The organism is Nonomuraea turcica, from assembly GCF_030718205.1.
Lineage (GTDB): Bacteria > Actinomycetota > Actinomycetes > Streptosporangiales > Streptosporangiaceae > Nonomuraea.
In genome coordinates this window covers 14,540-34,651 of sequence record NZ_JAUZQF010000036.1, presented here as the reverse complement: position 1 = coordinate 34,651, position 20,112 = coordinate 14,540, and the positions used below count along the sequence as shown (strand labels likewise).

General features: G+C 71.7%; 18 protein-coding genes. 4 read left to right on the top strand and 14 right to left on the bottom strand.

The genetic code is table 11. The annotated features are described in order from the left end of the window. Positions 1 to 22 precede the first annotated feature (22 nt). Positions 23 to 3,232 carry a BTAD domain-containing putative transcriptional regulator gene (locus tag Q9G87_RS53170; RefSeq protein ID WP_305924345.1) on the bottom strand — a complete coding sequence of 1,070 codons (3,210 nt, stop codon included), beginning with the start codon at positions 3,230 to 3,232 and terminating at the stop codon, positions 23 to 25. A 142-nt stretch (positions 3,233 to 3,374) separates the two neighbouring features. Between Q9G87_RS53170 and Q9G87_RS53165 the strand changes: the two genes are divergently transcribed. Then, entirely contained in the window at positions 3,375 to 4,196 is an 822-nt protein-coding gene (locus Q9G87_RS53165) for an AfsR/SARP family transcriptional regulator (protein WP_305924344.1), read from the top strand. A gap of 57 nt (positions 4,197 to 4,253) precedes the next feature. Here Q9G87_RS53165 and Q9G87_RS53160 read toward each other — a convergent pair whose 3' ends face one another. The 8 genes from Q9G87_RS53160 to Q9G87_RS53125 all read right to left on the bottom strand — a co-directional run bounded on the left by Q9G87_RS53160 (position 4,254) and on the right by Q9G87_RS53125 (position 11,529). Continuing rightward, positions 4,254 to 6,122 carry an ABC transporter ATP-binding protein gene (locus Q9G87_RS53160; RefSeq protein ID WP_305924343.1) on the bottom strand — a complete coding sequence of 623 codons (1,869 nt, stop codon included), beginning with the start codon at positions 6,120 to 6,122 and terminating at the stop codon, positions 4,254 to 4,256. Positions 6,123 to 6,127: 5 nt separating this feature from the next. Beyond that, positions 6,128 to 6,673: a TlpA family protein disulfide reductase gene (locus Q9G87_RS53155; RefSeq protein ID WP_305924342.1), complete on the bottom strand. Its 546-nt coding sequence runs from the start codon at positions 6,671 to 6,673 to the stop codon at positions 6,128 to 6,130. A 14-nt stretch (positions 6,674 to 6,687) separates the two neighbouring features. After that, on the bottom strand, positions 6,688 to 7,203 hold the full coding sequence (locus tag Q9G87_RS53150) for a MauE/DoxX family redox-associated membrane protein (RefSeq protein WP_305924341.1): 516 nt from the start codon (positions 7,201 to 7,203) through the stop codon (positions 6,688 to 6,690). Positions 7,204 to 7,217: 14 nt separating this feature from the next. Continuing rightward, positions 7,218 to 7,661, bottom strand: coding sequence for a signal peptidase I (lepB, locus tag Q9G87_RS53145; protein ID WP_305924340.1), 444 nt, complete (start codon positions 7,659 to 7,661; stop codon positions 7,218 to 7,220). A 286-nt stretch (positions 7,662 to 7,947) separates the two neighbouring features. After that, complete coding sequence (locus Q9G87_RS53140; RefSeq protein ID WP_305924339.1) at positions 7,948 to 9,150, bottom strand: tetratricopeptide repeat protein; 1,203 nt, start codon at positions 9,148 to 9,150, stop codon at positions 7,948 to 7,950. Beyond that, positions 9,147 to 10,487 carry an AAA family ATPase gene (locus tag Q9G87_RS53135; protein ID WP_305924338.1) on the bottom strand — a complete coding sequence of 447 codons (1,341 nt, stop codon included), beginning with the start codon at positions 10,485 to 10,487 and terminating at the stop codon, positions 9,147 to 9,149. Before Q9G87_RS53135 ends, Q9G87_RS53140 begins: the two co-directional genes overlap by 4 nt. A 95-nt stretch (positions 10,488 to 10,582) precedes the next feature. Continuing rightward, entirely contained in the window at positions 10,583 to 11,128 is a 546-nt protein-coding gene (locus tag Q9G87_RS53130; RefSeq protein ID WP_305924337.1) for a GNAT family N-acetyltransferase, read from the bottom strand. Further along, positions 11,125 to 11,529, bottom strand: coding sequence for an ATP-binding cassette domain-containing protein (locus Q9G87_RS53125; protein ID WP_305924336.1), 405 nt, complete (start codon positions 11,527 to 11,529; stop codon positions 11,125 to 11,127). Before Q9G87_RS53125 ends, Q9G87_RS53130 begins: the two co-directional genes overlap by 4 nt. 96 nt (positions 11,530 to 11,625) lie before the next feature. Between Q9G87_RS53125 and Q9G87_RS53120 the strand changes: the two genes are divergently transcribed. After that, positions 11,626 to 13,623: a zinc ribbon domain-containing protein gene (locus tag Q9G87_RS53120; protein WP_305924335.1), complete on the top strand. Its 1,998-nt coding sequence runs from the start codon at positions 11,626 to 11,628 to the stop codon at positions 13,621 to 13,623. Between the two features lie 209 nt (positions 13,624 to 13,832). On the opposite strand, the gene Q9G87_RS53115 is transcribed toward Q9G87_RS53120, so the two are convergent. From Q9G87_RS53115 to Q9G87_RS53105, 3 genes are all read right to left on the bottom strand, one after another. Then, positions 13,833 to 14,600, bottom strand: a complete 768-nt coding sequence (locus tag Q9G87_RS53115; protein ID WP_305924334.1) for a sulfite exporter TauE/SafE family protein — start codon at positions 14,598 to 14,600, stop codon at positions 13,833 to 13,835. Positions 14,601 to 14,709: 109 nt separating this feature from the next. Then, a complete protein-coding gene (locus tag Q9G87_RS53110; protein ID WP_305924333.1) occupies positions 14,710 to 15,927 on the bottom strand; it encodes an MFS transporter in 1,218 nt (405 codons plus the stop codon). A 23-nt stretch (positions 15,928 to 15,950) separates the two neighbouring features. Further along, complete coding sequence (locus Q9G87_RS53105; protein ID WP_305924332.1) at positions 15,951 to 16,904, bottom strand: NAD-dependent epimerase/dehydratase family protein; 954 nt, start codon at positions 16,902 to 16,904, stop codon at positions 15,951 to 15,953. A 72-nt stretch (positions 16,905 to 16,976) separates the two neighbouring features. On the opposite strand from Q9G87_RS53105, the gene Q9G87_RS53100 reads away from it, so the two are divergent. Continuing rightward, positions 16,977 to 17,897, top strand: a complete 921-nt coding sequence (locus Q9G87_RS53100) for an AEC family transporter (protein ID WP_305924331.1) — start codon at positions 16,977 to 16,979, stop codon at positions 17,895 to 17,897. A gap of 60 nt (positions 17,898 to 17,957) precedes the next feature. Continuing rightward, positions 17,958 to 18,677: a UMP kinase gene (gene pyrH / locus Q9G87_RS53095; RefSeq protein ID WP_305924330.1), complete on the top strand. Its 720-nt coding sequence runs from the start codon at positions 17,958 to 17,960 to the stop codon at positions 18,675 to 18,677. Here the strand turns inward: pyrH and Q9G87_RS53090 are convergent. Both Q9G87_RS53090 and Q9G87_RS53085 read right to left on the bottom strand, forming a co-directional pair. After that, positions 18,664 to 19,812 carry a methyltransferase domain-containing protein gene (locus Q9G87_RS53090; RefSeq protein WP_305924329.1) on the bottom strand — a complete coding sequence of 383 codons (1,149 nt, stop codon included), beginning with the start codon at positions 19,810 to 19,812 and terminating at the stop codon, positions 18,664 to 18,666. The two genes, pyrH and Q9G87_RS53090, sit on opposite strands and share 14 nt — an antisense overlap. Then, the gene (locus Q9G87_RS53085; protein ID WP_305924328.1) at positions 19,812 to 19,946 is read right to left on the bottom strand and encodes a hypothetical protein; all 135 of its coding nucleotides are present in this window, start codon (positions 19,944 to 19,946) and stop codon (positions 19,812 to 19,814) included. The genes Q9G87_RS53090 and Q9G87_RS53085 overlap by 1 nt, the downstream gene beginning before the upstream one ends. Positions 19,947 to 20,112 lie beyond the last annotated feature (166 nt).

Sequence of the window (20,112 nt, the reverse complement as noted above, 5' to 3'; positions counted from 1 at the left end):
CGCCGAGGCGCAGGACCGGGGCCTACCGGCTGACAGCCGCCGCACCCCTTGTCAGCACCGACAGTGCGTCGTCTTGCCCCATGGCCGCGCCCTTGGCGTACGCCGCCGCGAACGCCTCCGGACCGAGGACGCGGGTGGCGGCGGCCGCGACCTCGGCGACGTCCCGGTCCCCGGCCACCGTCGTGCCCCGCAGCGCCACCGCCACCCCGAGCAACACCGCCGCCTTCTCACCTGCCTGTGGCGAGGCGCCGGCGAAGAGGGCGTTTCCAGCGAGACCCTCGGCGACGTCGGCGAGGTCGGTCACCAGCGGTGAGGCCAGCGCCGCGGCCAGCGCCTCGTGGTGCCTGCGGCCCGCCTCCGCCACGTCACCGCGGGCCTGCGCCAGCCGCCCGAGCGCCGTCAGCACGCGTGACCTGCTGCCCGTGGCGGTGAACACGCCGCCCTCAGAGGAGACCTCCAGCGCGGCGGCCAGCCGATCGTCCGCACCGGCCAGGTCGCCCTGCCACCGGGCGATCTCAGCCAGCCGCAGCTGAACCTCCGCCGTGAGCCCCGGCCTGCCCATCGCCCGCGCCAACTCCTCGGCACGCTCGCAGTCGGCGCGTGCCGCCGACGCGTCCCCGGCACGCAGGCGAGCGTCGGCCCGCCGCCTCAGCACGTCCACCAGCTCATCCAGCGCGCCGAGCTCTTCGAGGAGTCCGATCGTGTCCTTCCACAGCCCCATGGCGCGTGCCCAGTCGCCACGCCAGCTCGCGATCAGCGCCAGCGAATCCAGCGCCTGCGCCTTCCCCCAGCGCTCACCCACCGCGCTGAAGTCCGCCAGCACCGTTTCCAGCTCCCGCTCGGCGCGCCCGACCGCCCCGTTCAGCAGTGCCAGCAACGCGTTGCCGAGCGCTTCCAGCGCCCGGCTCCACGGATCGGCGCTTATCCGCCGACGCCGCCCGGCCGCTTCCGGCTCGGGCGGGCCCACGATCATGCCCCACAAGGCGGGGCCGAACCGGGAGCGCATCGGCCGATCCAGCGAGCCGATGATCGCCCGTGCCCGCTCCCAGTGCGGCGACCCGGTGTCGGGCAGGGCGTGGAGCACGGTCAGCACGTACTCCTCGCCGAGCCCGGCGGGCGGCTCCGGCCCGATCGTGTCGAGGAGGCGTACGGCGGGCGCGGTGGCCTGATCACGCCGCCCGCTCAGCCACCAGTACATCGCCAGCGCCGCCACCAGCCGCAACGCCGTCGCTGCGTCGTGCTCCACGCTCCAGCGCAGCGCCGCTCGCAGGTTGGCGTTGTCGGCCGACAGCCGGGCCAGCCAGTCGAGCTGTTCGGCCCGATAGAGGTGCTCGTCGGCGCGGCGCGCCAGCTCCAGGAACCAGGTCGCGTGGGCCTGCCGCAGCCGTTCCTCCTCGCCTGCCTCGGCCAGCCGCTCCGCGCAGAACAGGCGGATGGTGTCGAGCATCTGGTAGCGCTCGCCGTCCGTCTCGACCAGCGACTTGTCCACCAGGCCCGCGAGCGGCCCGGTGGCTTCCTCACCACAGACCCGCTCGATCGCCTCGAGGGTCGCACCCCCTGCGAACACCGAGAACCGCCTGGCCAGCTCCTGCTCCTCGGCGTCGAGCAGGCTCCAGCTCCACTCGACGACCGCGCGCAACGTCTGGTGGCGGGCGGCGGCCGTGCGGTCGCCGCGCGAGAGCAACCTGAACCTGCCGTGCTCGGCCAGCCGAGTGGCGATCTCTTCCACGCCGAACGTCCGCACCCGGGCCGCCGCCAGCTCGATGGCCAGTGGCAGGCCGTCGAGCGCTGCGCAGATGCGGAGCACCGCGTCCACGTTGTGCGGTCCGACCGTGAAGCCCTGCCGCACGGCCGCCGCCCGGTCGGCGAACAACCGGACGGCGGGGTAGCGGTACGGGTCCTCGGCGTCGGGCGGAGGGGTGGGCAGGGGCGCCAGCGGGACCAGGTGCTCGCCGGTGATGCCCAGTGGCTCCCTGCTGGTGGCCAGGATGGTGAGGCGGGGGCAGGAGGCCAGCAGGCGGCGGGCGAGCGTGGCCGCCTCGGTGATGACGTGCTCGCAGTTGTCCAGGATGATCGTCAATTCCTGCTCGGCCAGCGCCGTCACCAGCCGTTCGGCGGGATCAGGCGGCTCAGCGGCATGGGGAGACCTGGCGGTGACGGGCGGCCGAAGCGCGGACTCCCGCAGCCCGAGCGCCCCGAGCACCGCCGCCGCCACCTGCCCCGACCCGTACGCCCCCGCCAGGCGGCCTGCCGGTCCCGCGGCGTCGACCGGCGCCAGGTGGCCGGTTGGACCCGTGGCGTCGACCAGCGACAGGTCCACGAAGCACGCCTCCCGACCGGGTCCGGCTTCGATGGCGAGGCGGGTCTTGCCCGTGCCGCCGGGGCCGACGATCGTCACCAGGCGGGCCTCGCGGAGCGCGTCGAGGCGGGCCAGCTCCTCCTCTCGCCCCACGAAGCTGGTCAGCTGGGTCGGCGGCGGCGTCCGGGCGGCCCGTTCGCGGTGCCGTTCGCCCCGCAGGATCTCCAGGTGCAGGGCCGCGAGCTCGGGCGACGGATCGGCGCCGAGTTCGTCGGCGAGGAGCCGCCGCGTGTCCTCGTACACCGCCAGTGCCTCCGCCTGCCGACCGGCCGCCAGCAGCGCCCTCATCAGCAGCCCCCGCGCCCGCTCGCGCAGCGGATGGGCGGCCACCAGCTCCCGCAGCGCCCCCACCGGGCTGGCCTCCGGGAGTGCGAGCTCGGCCTCCAGCAGGTCCTCCAGGGTCGCCAGCCGCAGCTCCTCCAGGCGCCGTGACTGCGCGGCCGCGAACGGCGCGTCGGACACGTCCGCGAGCGCGGGGCCCCGCCACAGGTCGAGTGCGTCCCTGAGCAGGGCTGCCGCGCCCGCGTACAGCCCGTTCGCGAGCAGCCGCCGCCCCTCGCGGACGAGCCGCTCGAACCGGTGCGCGTCCACGTCCTCCCGGTCGACGGCCAGCCGGTAACCAGCCCCGTGGAACTCGATCAGGCCGGTGGGAAGGCGGCGGCGAAGCCTGGAGACCTGCGCCTGAACGGCGTTGGCGGCGCCCGCCGGCGGGTCGTCGCCGTACTGGCCGTCGATGAGCCGTTCGACGCTCACCGTCCGCCCCGCGTCGAGCAGCAGCATCGCGAGCAGGGCACGCGGCCGGGCGCCGCCCACCGCGACTGCGTCACCATCGGGCGATCGCACCGACAGCGGCCCTAGGATGCCGAACTGCACGACGCCGATTGTCCCTTATGCCGGGGTCTACGGGTGAAAGTTTCATGTCGTCCAACCCCGGGTTGACAGAGCATTGACACATGATCGACACCTACGTAGCGTGTCGTGGGAGCGCTCCCAAAATCGTCTGTTCGGGGGGAACATGGGTCTTCGATTCGGCATCCTCGGACCGGTACGGCTGTGGCGAGACGGCGTTGACGTGCCGCTGGGGACGACGAAACAGCGGCTCATGCTCACCCGGCTCCTGCTGGAGCCGAACCGCGCGATCTCCCACGACCGGCTCTTCAGCGCGCTCTGGGAGGACAGCCCGCCCAGGTCGGCGCTGGCCAACGTACGCAGCTACGCGAACCTCCTGCGCAAGGACCTGGACGGCCGCCTGCGCGCGCACCCGCCCGGCTACCAGCTCACCGTCGAGCCCGGCGAGCTGGACGTCGCCGACTTCAACGAGCTGGTACGGCAGGGGCGCGGCGCGATGGGCGGCGACCGATACGAGGAGGCGCTGGGATACCTGACCGCGGCGCTCGCGCTGTGGCGGGGCGCCGCCGCCGACGACCTGCCCAGGACGGTCGGGGTGGCCGCCCAGCTCGACGCGCTGGAAGAGCAGCGCTACCTGGCGATCGAGGAGTGCGCGCGAGCCCGGCTGGCGCTCGGCAGGCACAGTGAGATCATCGGCGGTCTCCGCGAGACGCTGGCGCTGCAACCCACCAGAGAGCGCCTGTGGGGGCACCTCATGCTGGCGTTGTACCGCACCGGGGACGTGGCGGGCGCGCTGACGGTGTACGCCGAGGCGCGGCGGGCGCTCCACCGCGAGCTCGGCATCGAGCCGGGGCCGGAGCTGGCCGAGCTGCACCACCTCATGCTGAACCGGGATCCGCGCCTGAGCGGCCCCGCGCTGGGCTGGCGCGGCCGCCGCCCCCGTTGCCACCGCCGTCCCGTCCGGCTGCGCTTCACCGGCCGTCGCTGACGCCCGCCGCCTGCGCCCTCACCCGCGACCCGTGCGCCCACGCACGAGCCGCAGGGGTCAGGCATCGGCGGGTTGGTAGCCCTGGGCCTGCAGGTCGAAGAGCTTCCGGTAGAGCCCGTCCATCCTGATCAGCTCATCGTGCGACCCCTGCTCGGCCACCTGCCCGTCGTCGAGCACCACGAGCACGTCCGCCTCCCGCACCGCCCCGAGCCGATGCGAGATCAGCAGGCTGGTACGCCCTGCCCGGTGCTCGCGCAGCCGGTTGTGGATCTCGTGCTCGGCCTCCGCGTCCAGCCCCGAGCTCGGCTCGTCCAGGATCAGCAGGTCGCGCCCCTCGCGCAGCACCGCCCGGGCCAGCGCGAGCCGCTGCCACTGCCCGCCCGACAACACCACCCCGGCCTCCGGGTCGGGCCCGAAGAACATCCTCGTCAGCATGGTGTCGTAGCCGCGGGGTAACGCGCTGAGCGTTTCGTGGACGCCTGCCTTCCTGGCCGCGGCCTCGATCCGGGCAGCGGAGGCGGCGGGCTTGTCGCGGCCCGCCACGTCGCCGATCGCGATGTTCTCGGCGGCGGTCAGGTCGTACTCCATGTAGTCCTGGAACACCGCGCCGATCCGGCAGCGCAGCTCGGCGGGGTCGAGGTCGCGTAGGTCGACGCCGTCCCACAGGATCGCGCCCCGGTCCGGGTCGTAGAACCTGCACAGCAGCTTGACGAGCGTGCTCTTGCCCGCGCCGTTCCTGCCCACCAGCCCGACCGCGGAGCCGTACGGGATCGTGAAGCTGACGCCGCGCAGCGACCAGGGATGCTCAGGGGAGTAGCGGAACCACACGTCGCGGAGCTCGATGCCGTGCCGCAGGGTGGGTGGCACCACCGGCCTCGCCGGCATCGGCAGGTCGGGCCCGGCGGCGGTCACGGTCAGGTAGTGGTCGAAGGTGAGCAGCTGCTGGTGCGCCATCGTCACCTCGCCGACCAGCCCGGCGAGCGCCGCCTGCACGCCGACGATCGAGGTGGCGAGCAGGGCGATGTCGCCCGCGGTGAGCCGGCCCTCGACGGCGGCGAACAACGCCCAGATCAGCCCGCCGCCGGAGATCACGCCCGACACCAGCCCGAGTCCGCCCTCGAGGCCCAGCTCGCGGCGGTCGAGGCGGCGGCGTTCTGAGTCGGCCGCGAGCCGTTCGGCGTTCATCCTGGACCTGAAGTACCGGCCGGCGCCGAACAGGCGCAGCTCCTTGGCGGCCCGCACGCTGGACAGGAGCTGCCGGTAGAAGAACTCGCGCCGTTCCATCGGCCCGATCCGCCACATCATGGACGCGCGCTGGCGCGACAGGCGCAGCTCGGCGGCCAGCGCGGGCAGCGCCGCCACCAGGACCGCGCCGGCCAGCAGCGGGCTGATGACCAGCAGTGAGCCGAGGAAACCCAGCACCGTGACGAACCCGCGGCAGACCGCCAGCGCCCCCGAGACCACCGCGCTCGGTGCGGCGCCGCCCGACGTGTGGGCCAGGCTCATCCGGTCCAGGAACGCGGGGTCCTCGAACTTGGCCAGGCCGGCCAGGCGTTCCACGCCGGCGAAGAGCCGGTCCTGAGCCAGGCGGCCGGTGCGGCGCTGCAGCTCTTGGCGCAGGTAGCCGGAGACGTGCGGGAGCGTGATGGCCGCCACGCCCGCCACCGCCAGCCCCGCGCCCACCGTCACCAGCGCGGACGAGCCGGCCGTCCGGTGCGCGATCACGTCCAGCGCCGACTTGGTCAGCCAGGCGGCGGCCACGGGCACGGCCGCTTCGAGCAGGGCCAGCATCGCGTACGCGAGCACGTGCCACCGGCCCGCCTGCCAGGCCAGCCCCAGCGCGCGGGCGAGCGCCGCCGGGCTGGCCTTCATTCGCACGTCCGCCACGGGTGCGGCGCTCTCCGGGAAGATGGTCTGCGAGGTCACGGCCGTTATGCCCGGGCGAACGAGAAGACCTGGTTCAGCCGCAGCCCGCTGGCCATGATCCGGCCGCCGCCGCCCACGATCGCGAAGACGGGGAATGCCTGCACCTGCAGCGCCGACGTGAGCGGCCCGCCCATGTCCTCGACCACCACCCGGGCCACCGGCTCCAGCTCTGTCCGCAGCGGCCCCGACTCTCCCTTCTCATCGACGATCACGGCGAGGACCTGCTGCGGACCCCCGGGGAAGCGCTCGGCCGAGGCGAGGAAGTCCGGCATCGCCTCGTGGCAGGCGTCGCAGCCGGGAGAGAAGACGCCCACCAGGACCGGCTCCGTGATCAGGTCCCGTGAGACGGCGGCTCCGTCTGTGGCGATGGTGTCGTACGGCGGCGCCACCGCGCCCTCACGCAGGATCGCCTGCCGCCCGTGCCCGTCGTCGGAGCGGGCCGCGAGGGCCTCGGAGTGCTTGCGCAGCCGGCGGATCACGCCGACGGTCAGCGCCAGATTCACCAGGCAGAGCACGCCCAGCAGGATGACGAGCGTGACGATATAAGGCATGGCTGACCTCCAGGTCAGGCAGTCGGGCTGAACAGGTCGATCAGGTCGTCGCCGAGGGCCACCACGATCGCGGCGACCGCTCCGGCGGCGACGGCGGTCAGCATGGCCGCCACGTCCCCGGTCACGGGCGCGTACGTGAGGAGTCCCAGGGCGGACACGGCCATGAGGATGAGGTTGCGTGCCAGGTGGCCGCGGCCGAGTGGCCGGTCGGAGGCGCCGAAGCACGCACACGGGGTGCGCTCGGCCCGCCGCAGCGCGGCCGCGATCGCGCAGGTGAACGCCGCCAGCAGGCCCAGCGCCAGGGCGAACCCCGCCCGTACGGTGCCGGGCACGGCGACGAGCACCACGATCGCGAGCTCGGCGGCCACCACGGCCGCGGCCGCCACGCGGACCGGCGGCCACGGCGGCGCGAGCCTGCGGGTCGCGGCCAGGAAATCGGCGTATGCGCTCCTGCCGCGCAGCTTGCTCGCCGCCGACACGAGGAACAGCAGGGCCACCAGACTGCGGCAGCCCAGGGCGACGTACTCCACGGAGCTTTCCTCCACTAATGCAGACGGCGGAGCGCCACTCCCAGCAGGGTGCCGGCGTCGATGAAGCCGCACTGCCGGGAGTCGAAGCTGGCCGACGGGTTGTCACCCAGGACGACCAGCCGGTCCGGCGCCACCCGGTGCTCCGGCACCACGGCCTGGACCGAGTCCGGGACCGGGTCGCCGGGCAGCGCCACCACGCGCTTGACCATCCAGCGCCGCTCGGGCGGCGGCGGCTCGCCGATGCCCAGCCAGTCGGGCGTCTCGAACACGACGACGTCCCCGACGGAGATCCGGGCCGGCCGCGTCCGCCTGACCAGGAGCCGGTCGCCCGCGTGGAAGGTCGGCTCCATGCTGAGGCCGGACACGACGACGACGGCGAACCGACGGCGGAGGACCAGCAGGGCCACCAGAACTCCGGCGACCGCAAGGAAACCGAACGTCCACGCGAACATGGTCATCTATGTGGACGTCAGCCGCAGGTGTACTGCCAGGCGCCACATGACTTGCCGGTACCGCAGGAAGCGCCGTAGGCGCAGCACCTGCGGATCAGGCACGTGGTGCCCTCCCACCAGCACGGACACGCCGCCTGGGCCGAGTGCTCCGGGACCACCTTGGCGAGAAGCCAATCGCTCAACTTTCCGATTCTCACGCGAACCGCCCTTCGTCTGGCGTTTTGGGGATCACCGGAAAGGTTAGAAACGGGCCTGACAATGCACGTACCAAGCACGTACGCCGCGCATACATTCAGGAGAGCTTGGAAGCGTCCCCGTCCAGGAAGAAGCGCCGCACGCCGGCCGCCACCCAGATCGTGCCCAGCCCGGCGTACGTGCTCAGCAGCGCGATGGCCGGCGCACCGGCGATCACCGCCGTACCGGCGGCCGCCACCAGCAGGCCGGTCCAGCCGTAGAGGACCACGCGCCCGCGCGGCGAGCTGGTGTGGGTGGTCTCCTGCACGGCGGTGACCAGAGCCATGACCGCTGCGCCTGCCGTGCCGACGGCCTCATGGCCGAGCGCGATGCCAAGGGCGAGCACCCCGGCCCCCGCGAGCACCAGGGCGCAGCACGCGATGGCCACGCGGGCTTCGACGCCCTCGAACAACAGCTTGGTGGCCCTGGCGCGGGCCAGCCGCACCACGGTCACCGACTCGCCGACCCACGCCGCCCAGTGCAGCAGCGCGATGAGCACGAAGACGGCGATCAGCGGCGGGACCACGGGCAGCAGGAACACCAGCCGCCAGCCGCCGCGGTAGCGGCGCCGCAGGTTCGAGAGCATGCGCTGGAGCGGGTTGCGCTGCTTGAGCGCCTTCACCAGGAGGTCCCTGGCCGGGCCGAAACCGGGGTCGAGGCGGAGCACCTCGCGGAAGGAGTCGGCGGCCGCCCGGGGATCGCCGAAGGCCAGCGCCGCCCGGCCGGCCGCCAGATGCGCGGTCGCGCTCTCCGGGTCCAGCCGTACGGCCTGCGCGGCGGCGGCCCTGGCCGGCCCGGCCTCGCCCAGCTTGGTGTGGGCCATCGACAGCAGGCTCACCAGGTCCGGCACCTCAGGATCGATGGCCAGCCCGCGCTGGGCCGCCTCCGCCATCCGACGCCACTGGCCCTTGATCATGTGGGCGCGGGTCAGCAGCTCCCAAGCCGACGCCTGCTCAGGGGACTGCGCCAGGGATGCCTCGGCGGCGGCGATCGCCGGGTCTGCCAGGCCGATGCGGTAGTACACCTGGCCGGCTATGTAGTGCGGATACCAGTGGCCGGGGGCCAGCCGCACCGCCTCCTGCGCGGTGGCCACCGCCTCGGCCGCCTTGCCCTGGCGGACCAGGGCGAGGGCCAGCAGGCAGTGCGCCATGTCCTGCTGCGGCTCGACGGCGAGCACGCCGCGCAGCTCCCGTTCGGCGTCGGCCGCCCGGCGCAGCTGCAGCAGGGTCCTCGCGCGGCCGATCGCGTCGTCGACCTTCACCGTTTGCCCTTGATCCAGGGCATCAGCTCGTCCCAGGCGCCGGATTCGTTGGCGTGCAGGACGTAGTTGCGGGCGGTGGCCAGCCACTCGCGTACCGCCGTGGGCTTGGCGCCCTTGGCGGCGGCCAGCAGGTCGGCGGTCGACATCGGGATGGGGCGGCCCGCGCTGATCGACTGCTGGAGCTTGACCTCCACCGCCCGGTCCACCACGCCCTTCAGGTCCGCGCCGACCAGGTGCTCGGTGGCCCGCGCCACCGCGTCGAAGTCCATCTCGGCCAGCGGCTTGTCCCGGCAGAGGATGCGCAGGATGGCCGCGCGGGCGGTGGCGTCCGGCGGCGGCACGAACACCATCTGGTCGAACCGGCCGGGGCGGCGGAAGGCCACGTCGATGTACCAAGGCGCGTTCGTGGCCGCCAGCACCAGGACGCCTTCGTTGGCGTGCTGGTCCACGCCGTCGAGCTCGGCCAGGAACTGGTTGACCAGCTGCCTGGTGTGCGCCTGGCGCATGTCGGAGCGGCGGGCGGCCAGCGCGTCGACCTCGTCGAAGAACAACACGCACGGGCGGTTGCGGCGGGCCAGGTCGAACGTGGCACGCAGGTTGCGCTCGCTGGAGCCGACGTACATGTCCAGGATGTCGGCCAGGCCGACGTTGACGAACGCCGCGCCGAGCTCGCCTGCGGCGGCCCTGGCCAGGTGGGTCTTGCCTGAGCCCGGCGGGCCGTACAGCAGGACGCCGCCGCCTGCGCGCTTGCCGTACGCGGCGAAGAGCTCCGGCTGCTGGATCGGGAGCAGCAGCTTGACCCGCAGCGATTCCTTGACCGCCTCCATCCCTGCCACGTCCGCGAAGGTGAGCTTCGACCGCTCCACCTCCTCCTCCGAGGAGTCCGGCGGTGCGGCCGGGGGCGGGGGCGGGGGCGGGGAGGAATGTCCCGTGGTCGCGACGGTCAGCCGCTCGGCCAGCTCCGGGTCGGCGACCGACGGATCTCTGGAGATCGCCTCGTAGTAGCGATAGGCCGCCTTTCCCGTCTCACCCTCGCCGAGCAGCGCCCGCGCGGCGATGATTCCCAGCCGCGGTGGATAGCCGGGCGAGGCCAGGAACGGCTCCAGCGCCGACAGAGCCGCGCCGTACGCGCTCTGCCGTACGAACGCCTCCGCCAGACCCGCCGTGATATCCGCGTCCTTGGGCGCGAGCACGAGCGCGGCGCGGAACTCGGCCTCGGCGTCGGCCAGGTAACCCTTGGCCAGGAGCTGCTCGGCGAGATGCCGCCGGAGAGGGAGGTTGTCCGGTGACAGGCGCGCCGCCTCGCGGAGCGCCTGGAGGCCGGCATCGTCGAGCACGTGCCCGTCCCTTCTGTCGCGGAAGTCCCGTCGTTACCAAGCTACGCAGGCTACCGGAGGTGGTGCCGGCTGGATCGAAAGGACCGGGCTGCTGCTCAGGCCGCTCCCGCTACTCGCCGCAGTGGAAGCTCGAAATGGAGCGTCTGGTGATGCTCGGGATCGCCGTCGCGGTCGTCGAAGACCGGCTCGGCCAGCGAGCGCCAGAACGCCTCCGCCCCCGGCACCCGGGTGTCGGTGTGCAGGTAGATCGACCGGTAGTCGCCGCACTCCGCGACGAAGCGGCAGGCCTGGCGGACCAGGTCGCGGGCCAGGCCGCGCCGGCGATGGGCCGGGGCCACGTACACCCGGTAAAGCTGCGCCGTCGTGCCGTCCGGGTAGAGCCTGGCCAGCCACTCCGGGTGGGGCGGGCTCTTCGGCCCCTGCGCGCGCACGGCCGTGGTGCCGACCACTTCGTCGCCGTGCAGGGCCACGAGGAGCGTGTGCCTGCACGGCAGGAGGTACGTGCCCTCCAAGTCGATCACGTCCCCATGCCATTGAGGCTGGTAGCCGTAGCCGAAGTCGCGATAGAAGGTGTCCAGCATGACCTGCCGCGCGCCGTCGAGGTGGCGGGGCAGCGCGGGCTGGATGACGTAAGGGTTCATGATATTTCGTCCCATGTGAGCCGGCCGTCGTCGAGCGTGGCGACGCGGTCCGCCAGTCTGGCGACCACATCCATGTCATGACTGATGAGCAGCAGCGTCAGGCCGAGGTCGCGACGCAGCTCGTCGAGCAGGTCGAGGATGGCGGACTGGACGAGCGCGTCCAGGCCGGAGGTGATCTCGTCGCAGACGAGCACGCGCGGGCCGGCGAGCAGGGCCCGGGCCAGCGCGGCGCGCTGCAACTCGCCGCCCGACAACGCCGACGGGCGGCGTCCGGCCGTCTGCTCGCCGAGGCCGACGCGCTCCAGCAGACTGCCGGCCTGCGCCGTGGCCTCCTGCGTGGTGGAGCCGCGTAGCCGCGCGGTGGCCAGTTCTGGCCGTGCAGGTCGGGGTGAGATAGGCATCAAATCGTTCACATGTTCTACCCGAGAGGGTCAATTGTTGGTAGTCTTTTGGTCACTGACGGTGAAAGCTGGAGTGTGCGGGGGCGGGGTGGATGCATGAGTAAGCTCACCGCGACGGCGACCTGCACCGCCCATCGCGCGATCGTGGAGCAGACCGGTCAGCTTGTCCCGCAGCCGCTGCTGGCCCAGCGGGTGGCCTGGCTGACCGGCCTGGCGCGGGAGCTGACCGCCGAGATCGTGGCCGCCCGGTGGAGTGCGGCGGATCTGGATGCCCTGGCCTCTGGGGTGGGGTTGGACGGGCGCGCGTTGCCGGCCAAGGGCTGGATGGCAGCCCGCAGGCTGGGCTGGGGCGTGAGTCCGGCTGCGGGCGTGCATGTCTGTGATCGGATGCTGCGGTGTGCCCAAGAGCAGGCGGCCCGTCTGCTGCGGCTGGCGCTGCACCGCCGCGAGCTGGTGGCGGCGATCGTGGCGACCTGGCCGCGCGACCCGGGCAAGCGCACCGACGCCGAATGGGCCGCGTTGCGGGCGGTGCTGCCGGAAGGGGCAGGCGCGGCGGAGATCCGTAACCGGACACGGCAGATCCGCGCCTACCGCGATGCGCACGACGGCCAGTTGCCGACGGACCTGACCGAGTTGGAGGGGCCTCCGGCGTGTGCGGCGCAGATCGTGCTGGCCGCGGCCGACCGGCAACTGGCCACCCTGGAGCGGACCGGCGAGCACGCCGCCCGGTTGCGGGTGAAGCTGCCCCTGACCGCCTCTCCCGCGTCCGGGAGGGACTGGGCCTGGCACGTGCTACCGATCGCTCTGCCGCCGACCGTCCCGAGGGAGGCGAAGCTGTGCGCCCCCACGCTACGGGTGGCCAAGGGCCGGGTGCGGGTCGATCTGCCGTTCCTGACCCCGATCGGCTTCGCGCCGGCCACCGGTCATGTGATCGGGTGCGGCTTCGACTGGGGGCTGAACACCCTGCTGACCGGCACGATCGGGCATCTGACGGCCGGCGGCCGGGTGGTCACCGATGGGCGGCCGCTGGCCTACGACGCGAGCGGCGTGTCGGCCAAACTGCACCGGCTGCGGGCCGAGCGCGAGCACCTGGCCGCCAAACGCAAACACCAGGAGCGGCTGCTGGCCGGTATGACGCCCGCCGATCCCCGCTTTCCCGCGTTGGCCGCGGCGTATGAGGTCATCGCGGTGGAGCATGAGCGGGTGTGCGCGCGCATCCGGAACCTGAACAAGGCGCTGGCCTGGTCGGCGGCCCGCTGGGCACTCGACCAAGCCCTCGCCGCCGCGGCGACGGTCATCTACCTGGAGAACCTAGCCACCCTGGAAGCACGCGGACGCCGAGGACGCGCGAACGCACGGCTGTCGGGACAGGTACGCGGGCAGATCGTGGAGGCGATCCGGCACCTGGCGGCCAAGCACAGCATCGCCGTGGTCACCGTCCCCGCGCGCGGCACCTCCAAGTACTGCCCCCGCTGCGGTAACGGCGCCTCGGTGCTGCAGCATTGTCCGGCCCCGGATCGGCTCGCCGAGCGGGGCTGGGCATGGGCGTTCTGTCCGGCGTGCGGGCTGTCGTGTGATCGCGACTGGGCAGCGGCCGAACGCATCCTCGCGCGCGGCCTGCTCGGCCAGCACGCTACCCGCACCGACCGCACCACCGGGACCCGCACCATCCGGCAGGTGGTGGAGGGCAACGTGGCCCGCGCCCGCCGCCCTCGCAAGGCGACCCGGGCCGCCCGCCGCGCCCGCCGCACCCGAACCGACCTGCACCCCCGCCCAGCCGCCCGGGACAGAGCCAAGAACCGCCCCACCCCGAAACGCCCCACCCGCACCCCGAAGAACAGTTCGATGACGTCCAGCCGTGTGCCCGACCGGCGCACGGTGCCCGCCCCACCCCCCACCAGGGGTGGACAGCGTCCGGCGGGCCAAGCACCCCAGACGACCCGCCCACCCGCGGGACGTACAGGGCTTGTACGCGATCCTCACCAGCGGACCGGCTTCCACCGCGTCGCGGCCACCCCCGTACTCCCCCTGGGACAGTACGCAGACAGCCCGCCACGGCCACGCCTGCCCGATTTGCCGGAAATACTCAGGTAGATACAGGGAATCGCAGACGCTCTCCTGAGCCCCGCCGCCCGCGAACGCCGCCCGCAACCTTCCACCCCTTCGGGGCTGCGACGACACGGTCCCGGATTCAGATGGGACGGCACATCCGGCGAGGACGATGGCGGCGGAGGAAAGGAAGGCACGACGATCGGGGTGCATAGCCGACAATGGTAACGATTTTCATTTATGCCGCAAGCTCTCTAGTCTGTGAGGAGTTTCACGATCGCCACGACGCCGATGCAGACGATCACACCGCGCAGGACCGGCTGTGGCAGTCTCCGCCCGACCCTGGCCCCGAGGAAGCCGCCCGCCATCGAACCAAGCGCGACCAGCAGCACCGCGAGCCAGTCCACGTCGGCCACCACCGCATACAGCACGGCGGCCACCGAGTTCACCAGCAGCACGAGCACGTTCTTCGCCGCGTTCAACCGCTGCAGGTCATCGGCGAGGAGGATGCCCATCACGCCGAGAAGCAGGATGCCCTGCCCGGCGCCGAAGTAGCCGCCGAACATGCCGGCCGCCAGCGTGCCCAGCCACAGCCACGGCCCGCCGTGCGCACCGGAGCTCGACGCGGGGTTGAGCTCCGGCGCGTTGAGCAGGCGGCTGAGCCTGGGCTGGATCAGGACCAGCGTGCAGGAGATCGCGATCAGCACGCTCACGATCAGGTTGAAGCTGCTCTCAGGCAGGTTGAGCAGCAGGAAGCCGCCGATCAGTGAGCCGATGGCCGAAGCGGGGGCCAGCTTGAGCAGGCGCTCGCGCTGGCCCTTCAGCTCGGGCCGGTAGCCCATGACGCCGGTGAAGCCGCCGGAGACGAGGCCGATGTTGTTGGAGACGTTGGCGGTGATCGGTGGCAGGCCGACGGCCAGCAGCGTGGGGAACGTGATCAACGATCCGGACCCCACGACGGTGTTGATGGCCCCGCCCGCCACGCCGGCCGCCAGCACCGCGGCCATCTCCCAAGGTGTCATGCCGGGAGACTCTAGAGGACGTCTTATTGAATAAGACGATCGCTCTCGACATATGAGACTCGGAACGCCGTGAGCGCCCGAGGAGTCCGGCGCGCTGACCGGGTGACGGTCACGGTGCGGCGACGGCCTCGGCCGCGGCCTTCGCGTGGCGGGCAGCCGGTGACAACCACGCCAGTGCCACGGCCGTCGTCGCCGCGACGAACGCGGCCAGGACCGGGGCCACCGGGCTGATCTCGTACAGGGCGGTGGACAACAGCGGCCCCACCACGAACGTCGACCCGATGACGGCGTTGACCAGCCCGGAGATCGAGCTCTGCCCCTCAGGCCCGACGAGCAGGCCCGGCGCCGCAGCGACCCCCGGCATGGCGAGCCCCAGCCCCACGCCGAGCAGCCCGAACGCCACGGTGATCAGCCACAGGCTGTGGGCGACGGCGAGCAGCCCGAACGCGGCCACCGCGATGGGCGCCCCGACCCGGATCAGCCGGAGCGCCCGCCACCCCAGCGCCGGCACGAGCGCTCCCTGCACGCCGACGATCACGATGCCCGCCACGGCGAGCGCCAGGCCCACGCCGCCCGCCGTGGCCTGCGGATCCACATGCAGGCGGTCGGCGATCAGGAATCCCAGGATCACCTGCACGAGCCCGAGCGAGAGGAAAACACAGAAGCCGATCGCGAACAACGGCCACAACCGCGCATCCCACAACCGCGGCCGGGGACCCTCGACTCCTTGGGGCGCTCTGGCAGGCTCACGCCGTACGACCACCAGCACCCAGACCGCCAGCAGCAGGCAGATCACCGGCGACACGTAGAGGGGCAGCAGCAGCGAGGCCACGGCCAGCACGCCGCCACCCGCGGGCCCGACCACCAGCGACAGCCCCTGCGCCGCACCGACCAGCCCGGTGACCCTGGTCCGATCGGCCTCCCCAGTCGTGACGAGCCCCGCCACGGTGAGGGCGGCGACAGGCAACGCGGCAAGCCCGAGGCCGAACAGAAGGCTACGAGTGGCGATCATCAAGGCGAACGTGACCGGCGGCGGCACCACTTCTTCCAGCCCGAGAGTGACCGCCACGGCGAACCCGATCAGGCCGGCGCCCGCAAGCCCGAGCCCGCTCAGCAACACCGTACGCAACCGCATCCTCCGCATGGCCCGCCCCCACATCGGGCTGGCCACGGTCAGGGTGGCCGCGGAAATCGTGATCACCAGCCCGAGCTGCGTCTCCGTCAGCGCCAGCTCTCGCGCCAGCGGCGCCAGCACCGGCGTGAGCAGCTGCTGCGCGGAGAAGACGGCGAGAATCGTGACGAGCAGAGGAGCCATGGCCTTCCGCATGCTCGGACCCCTTCCGGTCAGCTTCAGGTGCTGATGACGCCCGATCTGGCCAGCCAGTTCACGGCCTCGGAGATGGCCTCGAGCGGCGTGTAGCGCGGCCGGTGGCCCAGCAGCCGCTCGGCCTTCTCCATGCTGCAGTGCGGGCTGTAGGAGATGTGGTCGAGCGTGACCTGCGCGTCGAACTCGGACACCGTGGCCCGCCACTGCTCCCACGGCAGGTACGTCAGCCGCGCCTCCCGCCCGAACCACCCGGCCACCGCCTCGGCGTATCCACGCAGCGTCAGCGCGCTCGTGGCGACCGCGTGGAAGCTCTCGCCCACGGCCACGGACGGATTGGCGATCGCGTCCATGAAGATGCGCGCCACGTCATCGGCGTGCACGTGCTGTACGGTCTCCAGGCCGAAGTTCGGCAGCGCCAGCTCTTCCCCGTCCGCCAGCGTCTGGAAGACGGCGGGATTGACGTTTCCGGCAGGATTGACCGGAACCCACCCAGGGCCGGTGATGTGCCCGGGATGAATGATCGTCACGGGGAAGCCATCCCGATGGGCCCGCTCCAGCAGATATGCCTCGATGGCGGCCTTCTTCCGGCCATAGTCCCCGAGCGGCGCCTTCGGCCGATCCTCGGTCGTCGGCACCTGCGCGCTCGGCCCGTGCGTCCAGATCGTCCCGCAGTGCAGGAACTGCCGCACCCGCCCGTGGAGCGCTTCGGCGAGGTGCCGCGCGCTGTCCTCCTCGAAGCAGATGAGGTCGATGACGACGTCGCCCTCCAACTCGACGATCCGCCGCCCGAACGTCCCATCGGCATCCTCCGCGTCCCGGTCGGCCGTGACGGTGGTGACCCGCTGCCACGCCCCGTGCGGGCTGTAGGGGTCCCGCTTGCCCCTGCTCACCGCGACCACGTCGTGACCTGCTTCGACGAGCCTTGGGACCAGATAAGTGCCGATATGACCGCTGGCGCCGATGACCACTACACGCATGGACGCAGCGTAACCCGCACCAGAGCAACCCGATACGCTCCTTAACGTCCGATTTTCGGAGGTCAGTTCAGCGTGTCGGGGGTTGTCGCGGCGTTCGCCGCCCTGGTGTCCGTTGCCGTGCTCGGCTACCTCGTCGGCGCCGGCGGCTTACTGCGTGCCAGCGACGAGCTGGTCCTGTCCCGGCTGGCCTTCTTCGTCGCGACACCGGCACTGATGTTCGCCACGGTCTCCCGCGCCGACCTGGCCACGCTCCTGTCACCGGTGCTGCTGACCGAGGTCGTGGCCGTGGTGTGCGTGCAACTGGCGTACGTGCTGGTGGCGAAGCTGCTCTGGCGCAGGGACCGCCGAGAAGCCACGATCGGCGCCCTGGCCTCCTCCTACGTCAACGCCGGCAACCTCGGCGTCCCCATCTCCATCTACGTGCTGGGCGACGGCGCCCTGGTCGCGCCCATCCTCCTCTTCCAGCTGATCGTCATCACCCCGATCTCCTTCCTGATCCTCGACAAGGGAGCCAGATCGATCCGCTCGGCCCTCCTGCTCCCGTTCCGCAACCCCCTCACGGTGGCCTCCCTCCTGGGCCTGGCCTGCGCCCTGACCGGCCTCTCCCTCCCCGTCACGGTCATGCGCCCGATCGAGCTGCTCGGCGGCGCCGCCATCCCCGTCGCCCTGCTCGCCTACGGCCTCAGCCTGTACGGCTCCCAGCACGCGCCCACCGAGAAGAGCGGCGGCCTCGGCTGGGACATCGGTCTCGTGGTCGCGCTGAAAGCCGTCGTCCAGCCCGCGATCGCGTACCTGACCGCCCGCTTCGCCCTGGGCCTCGACGACAGAGCGTTGCTGGCCGCCACGTTGTTCGCCGCGCTGCCCACGGCGCAGAACATCTACGTGTACGCGGTGAACTACGACACGGGCCGGCGCCTGGCCCGCAGCGCCGTCCTCATCACCACGGTCCTGTCCATCCCCATCATGACCACGATCGGCGCGGTTCTGGGCTGAGCCTGCGGGCTACCCTTGCCAGGGTCGCCGATCGTGCGGCCGGCTGGAGGCGTGGGAATCGTGGGCCGTTATGCACGTGTCGTAGTCAAACTCAGCGGTGAGGCGCTGGCCGGGCCTTCGGGCTGGGGCGCTGATCCGGCGAGTCTCGCCCAGCTCGCGGACGAGCTGCTCTCTGTGCATGCACTCGGCGTGGAACTCGCCGTCGTGATCGGCGGCGGAAACTACTTCCGAGGCCGGATGTCCGAAGGATGGGGCATCGGACGCGCCGAGGCCGATAACATCGGCATGCTCGGTACGGTGATGAACGCGCTGATGCTGCGCGGTGTCCTGACCGCACGATCCGAGTCGGACGTGCGAGTGATGACGGCGGTGCCGATGCAGAGCGTCGCCGAGCCGTTCATCCGGCTACGCGCCGACCGCCACCTGCGGCGCGGCCTGATCGTGCTGCTGGCAGGCGGGATCGGGCAGCCGTACGTCACCACCGACTACCCAGCGGTCCAGCGGGCGCTCGAGCTCGAAGCGGACGCGCTGCTGGTCGCCAAGCGCGGCGTGGACGGCGTCTACGATCGCGATCCGAACCTCCACCTCGACGCCAAACGCTTCACCACCCTCACCTACAAGGAGGCGCTGGCGGCCGGGGTCCGGGTGATGGACCAGAGCGCCTTCGTCCTCGCTGACGAGCAGGGCCTCCTCATGCACGTCTTCGACGTCGCCGAGGTGGGCGCGATGAGCGCGATCTGCCAAGGCGAGGACATCGGCACCCGCATCACCCGCGATTGAGCACCTGATCGGGTGTGTCCAGCCAAACGCACTGCCCTTCCGAGGTCACCGTCATCCCGAACCGGTCACGTCCGGGCTCGCCCCAGCCGACCCATCGGAAGTAGGCGTCGGTCACCTCCTCCCACAAGGCACGGTGGCCCATCTGGTAGACGGTGTGGTCGGGGTTGCCGCGTTGGTGGACGGCCACTGCCCACTGGCCGGGGTCGGCCGGGTCCATCACGTATGTCAGAAATCGAGCCTCTTCGCGGATGATGTGCGCGTACAGGCCGGTGATGGCCGCCATCGCCAGGTCGGCGCCGGGCGGTGCGAGTCCGATGGTGCGGGGGTGCACCTGGGTCGGGTGGCGTCGACCGCTGCCGTCATCGGCGGCATACGGCAGGGGCCGCTGGGAGCGCATCATCATGTATGAGGCGTAGCCAGGAAAGCGGCCGATCGCGGTGCCGTCCGGCAGGGTCACGAGCCGCAACACGTGATCGTCGCCAAAGCCGGGGCAATACGGGGCTACGATGACCCCTCCCGGCCGGCACTGCTCGATCCACGCGTACGGGACTGTTCGGATACCGCATGTGACGTGTACGCGATCGTACGGTGCTCGCTCGGGACAACCCTCCGCGCCATCGCCGACAATCAGATGTGGCTGCACGCCCACTGCGGCGAGATTCTTGGCGGCCTGCTCGGCCACGGCCTCATCTATCTCCATCGACATCACGCTTCCGTGCGGGCCGACCAGGTGAGCGAGCAACGCGGCCGTCCACCCCGTGCCGGTGCCCACCTCCAGCACCCGGTCGTCAGGCTCGGGGTCGAGGAGTTGCAGCAGGTGCGCGACCGTGCTGGGCGCTGAGGAGGAGGACGTGTAGTCCCCTACGCGGGCCCTGATGTCGGTGGTGCCATCGTCGAGCTGGGTCACGATGGGAGCCCGGGAGTAAACGGTGTCCCACCAGGTCTCGGGATCGCTGTCCCGATCGATGACGAATGCCTCATCAGGACTGCCGGGCGTGGCCAGTGCCACATCAGGGATGAAAGGGTGGCGAGGCACCGCGCGGAAGGCTGCAACGACGAAGCCCTGGATGTCCTCCAGCCTGCTGATGTACTCGACCAGTCGCTCGATGCGCTGTGCGGTGGCAGCCTCATCCACTATTTCTTGCCTCCCTTGCCCTTGTCGTCCGCGTGCTTACCGCCCGACTCCTCGTGGTGGTCAGGCGTGACCTTCCTGGGATCGGCCTGGAACGGCTGGTCCTTGGGGCTCTTGGGGTCCTTATGCTTGCCCATGCAAAGGCTCTCTTTCGGCTAATGCAAAGCTCTTCGTGAGCGTACGGCTACGCTATGGATTGGGGAAGGCGGAATCGGCTTCCTGGAAGCTGATGTCTGGGTGGCGGCCGCTCCTGGCGGCGCATTTCCTGCGCCAGGTGCCGGAACAGCTCGGACAGCGTGGCAC

Bases quoted from the DNA above. Each gene is read 5' to 3' on its own strand.
- Q9G87_RS53165 (WP_305924344.1), top strand. From the start codon at position 3,375: ATGGGTCTTCGATTCGGCATCCTCGGACCGGTACGGCTGTGGCGAGAC.
- Q9G87_RS53155 (WP_305924342.1), bottom strand. From the start codon at position 6,673: ATGCCTTATATCGTCACGCTCGTCATCCTGCTGGGCGTGCTCTGCCTG.
- lepB (WP_305924340.1), bottom strand. From the start codon at position 7,661: ATGACCATGTTCGCGTGGACGTTCGGTTTCCTTGCGGTCGCCGGAGTT.
- Q9G87_RS53130 (WP_305924337.1), bottom strand. From the start codon at position 11,128: ATGAACCCTTACGTCATCCAGCCCGCGCTGCCCCGCCACCTCGACGGC.
- Q9G87_RS53125 (WP_305924336.1), bottom strand. From the start codon at position 11,529: ATGCCTATCTCACCCCGACCTGCACGGCCAGAACTGGCCACCGCGCGG.
- Q9G87_RS53120 (WP_305924335.1), top strand. From the start codon at position 11,626: ATGAGTAAGCTCACCGCGACGGCGACCTGCACCGCCCATCGCGCGATC.
- Q9G87_RS53115 (WP_305924334.1), bottom strand. From the start codon at position 14,600: ATGACACCTTGGGAGATGGCCGCGGTGCTGGCGGCCGGCGTGGCGGGC.
- Q9G87_RS53110 (WP_305924333.1), bottom strand. From the start codon at position 15,927: ATGCGGAAGGCCATGGCTCCTCTGCTCGTCACGATTCTCGCCGTCTTC.
- Q9G87_RS53105 (WP_305924332.1), bottom strand. From the start codon at position 16,904: ATGCGTGTAGTGGTCATCGGCGCCAGCGGTCATATCGGCACTTATCTG.
- Q9G87_RS53085 (WP_305924328.1), bottom strand. From the start codon at position 19,946: ATGGGCAAGCATAAGGACCCCAAGAGCCCCAAGGACCAGCCGTTCCAG.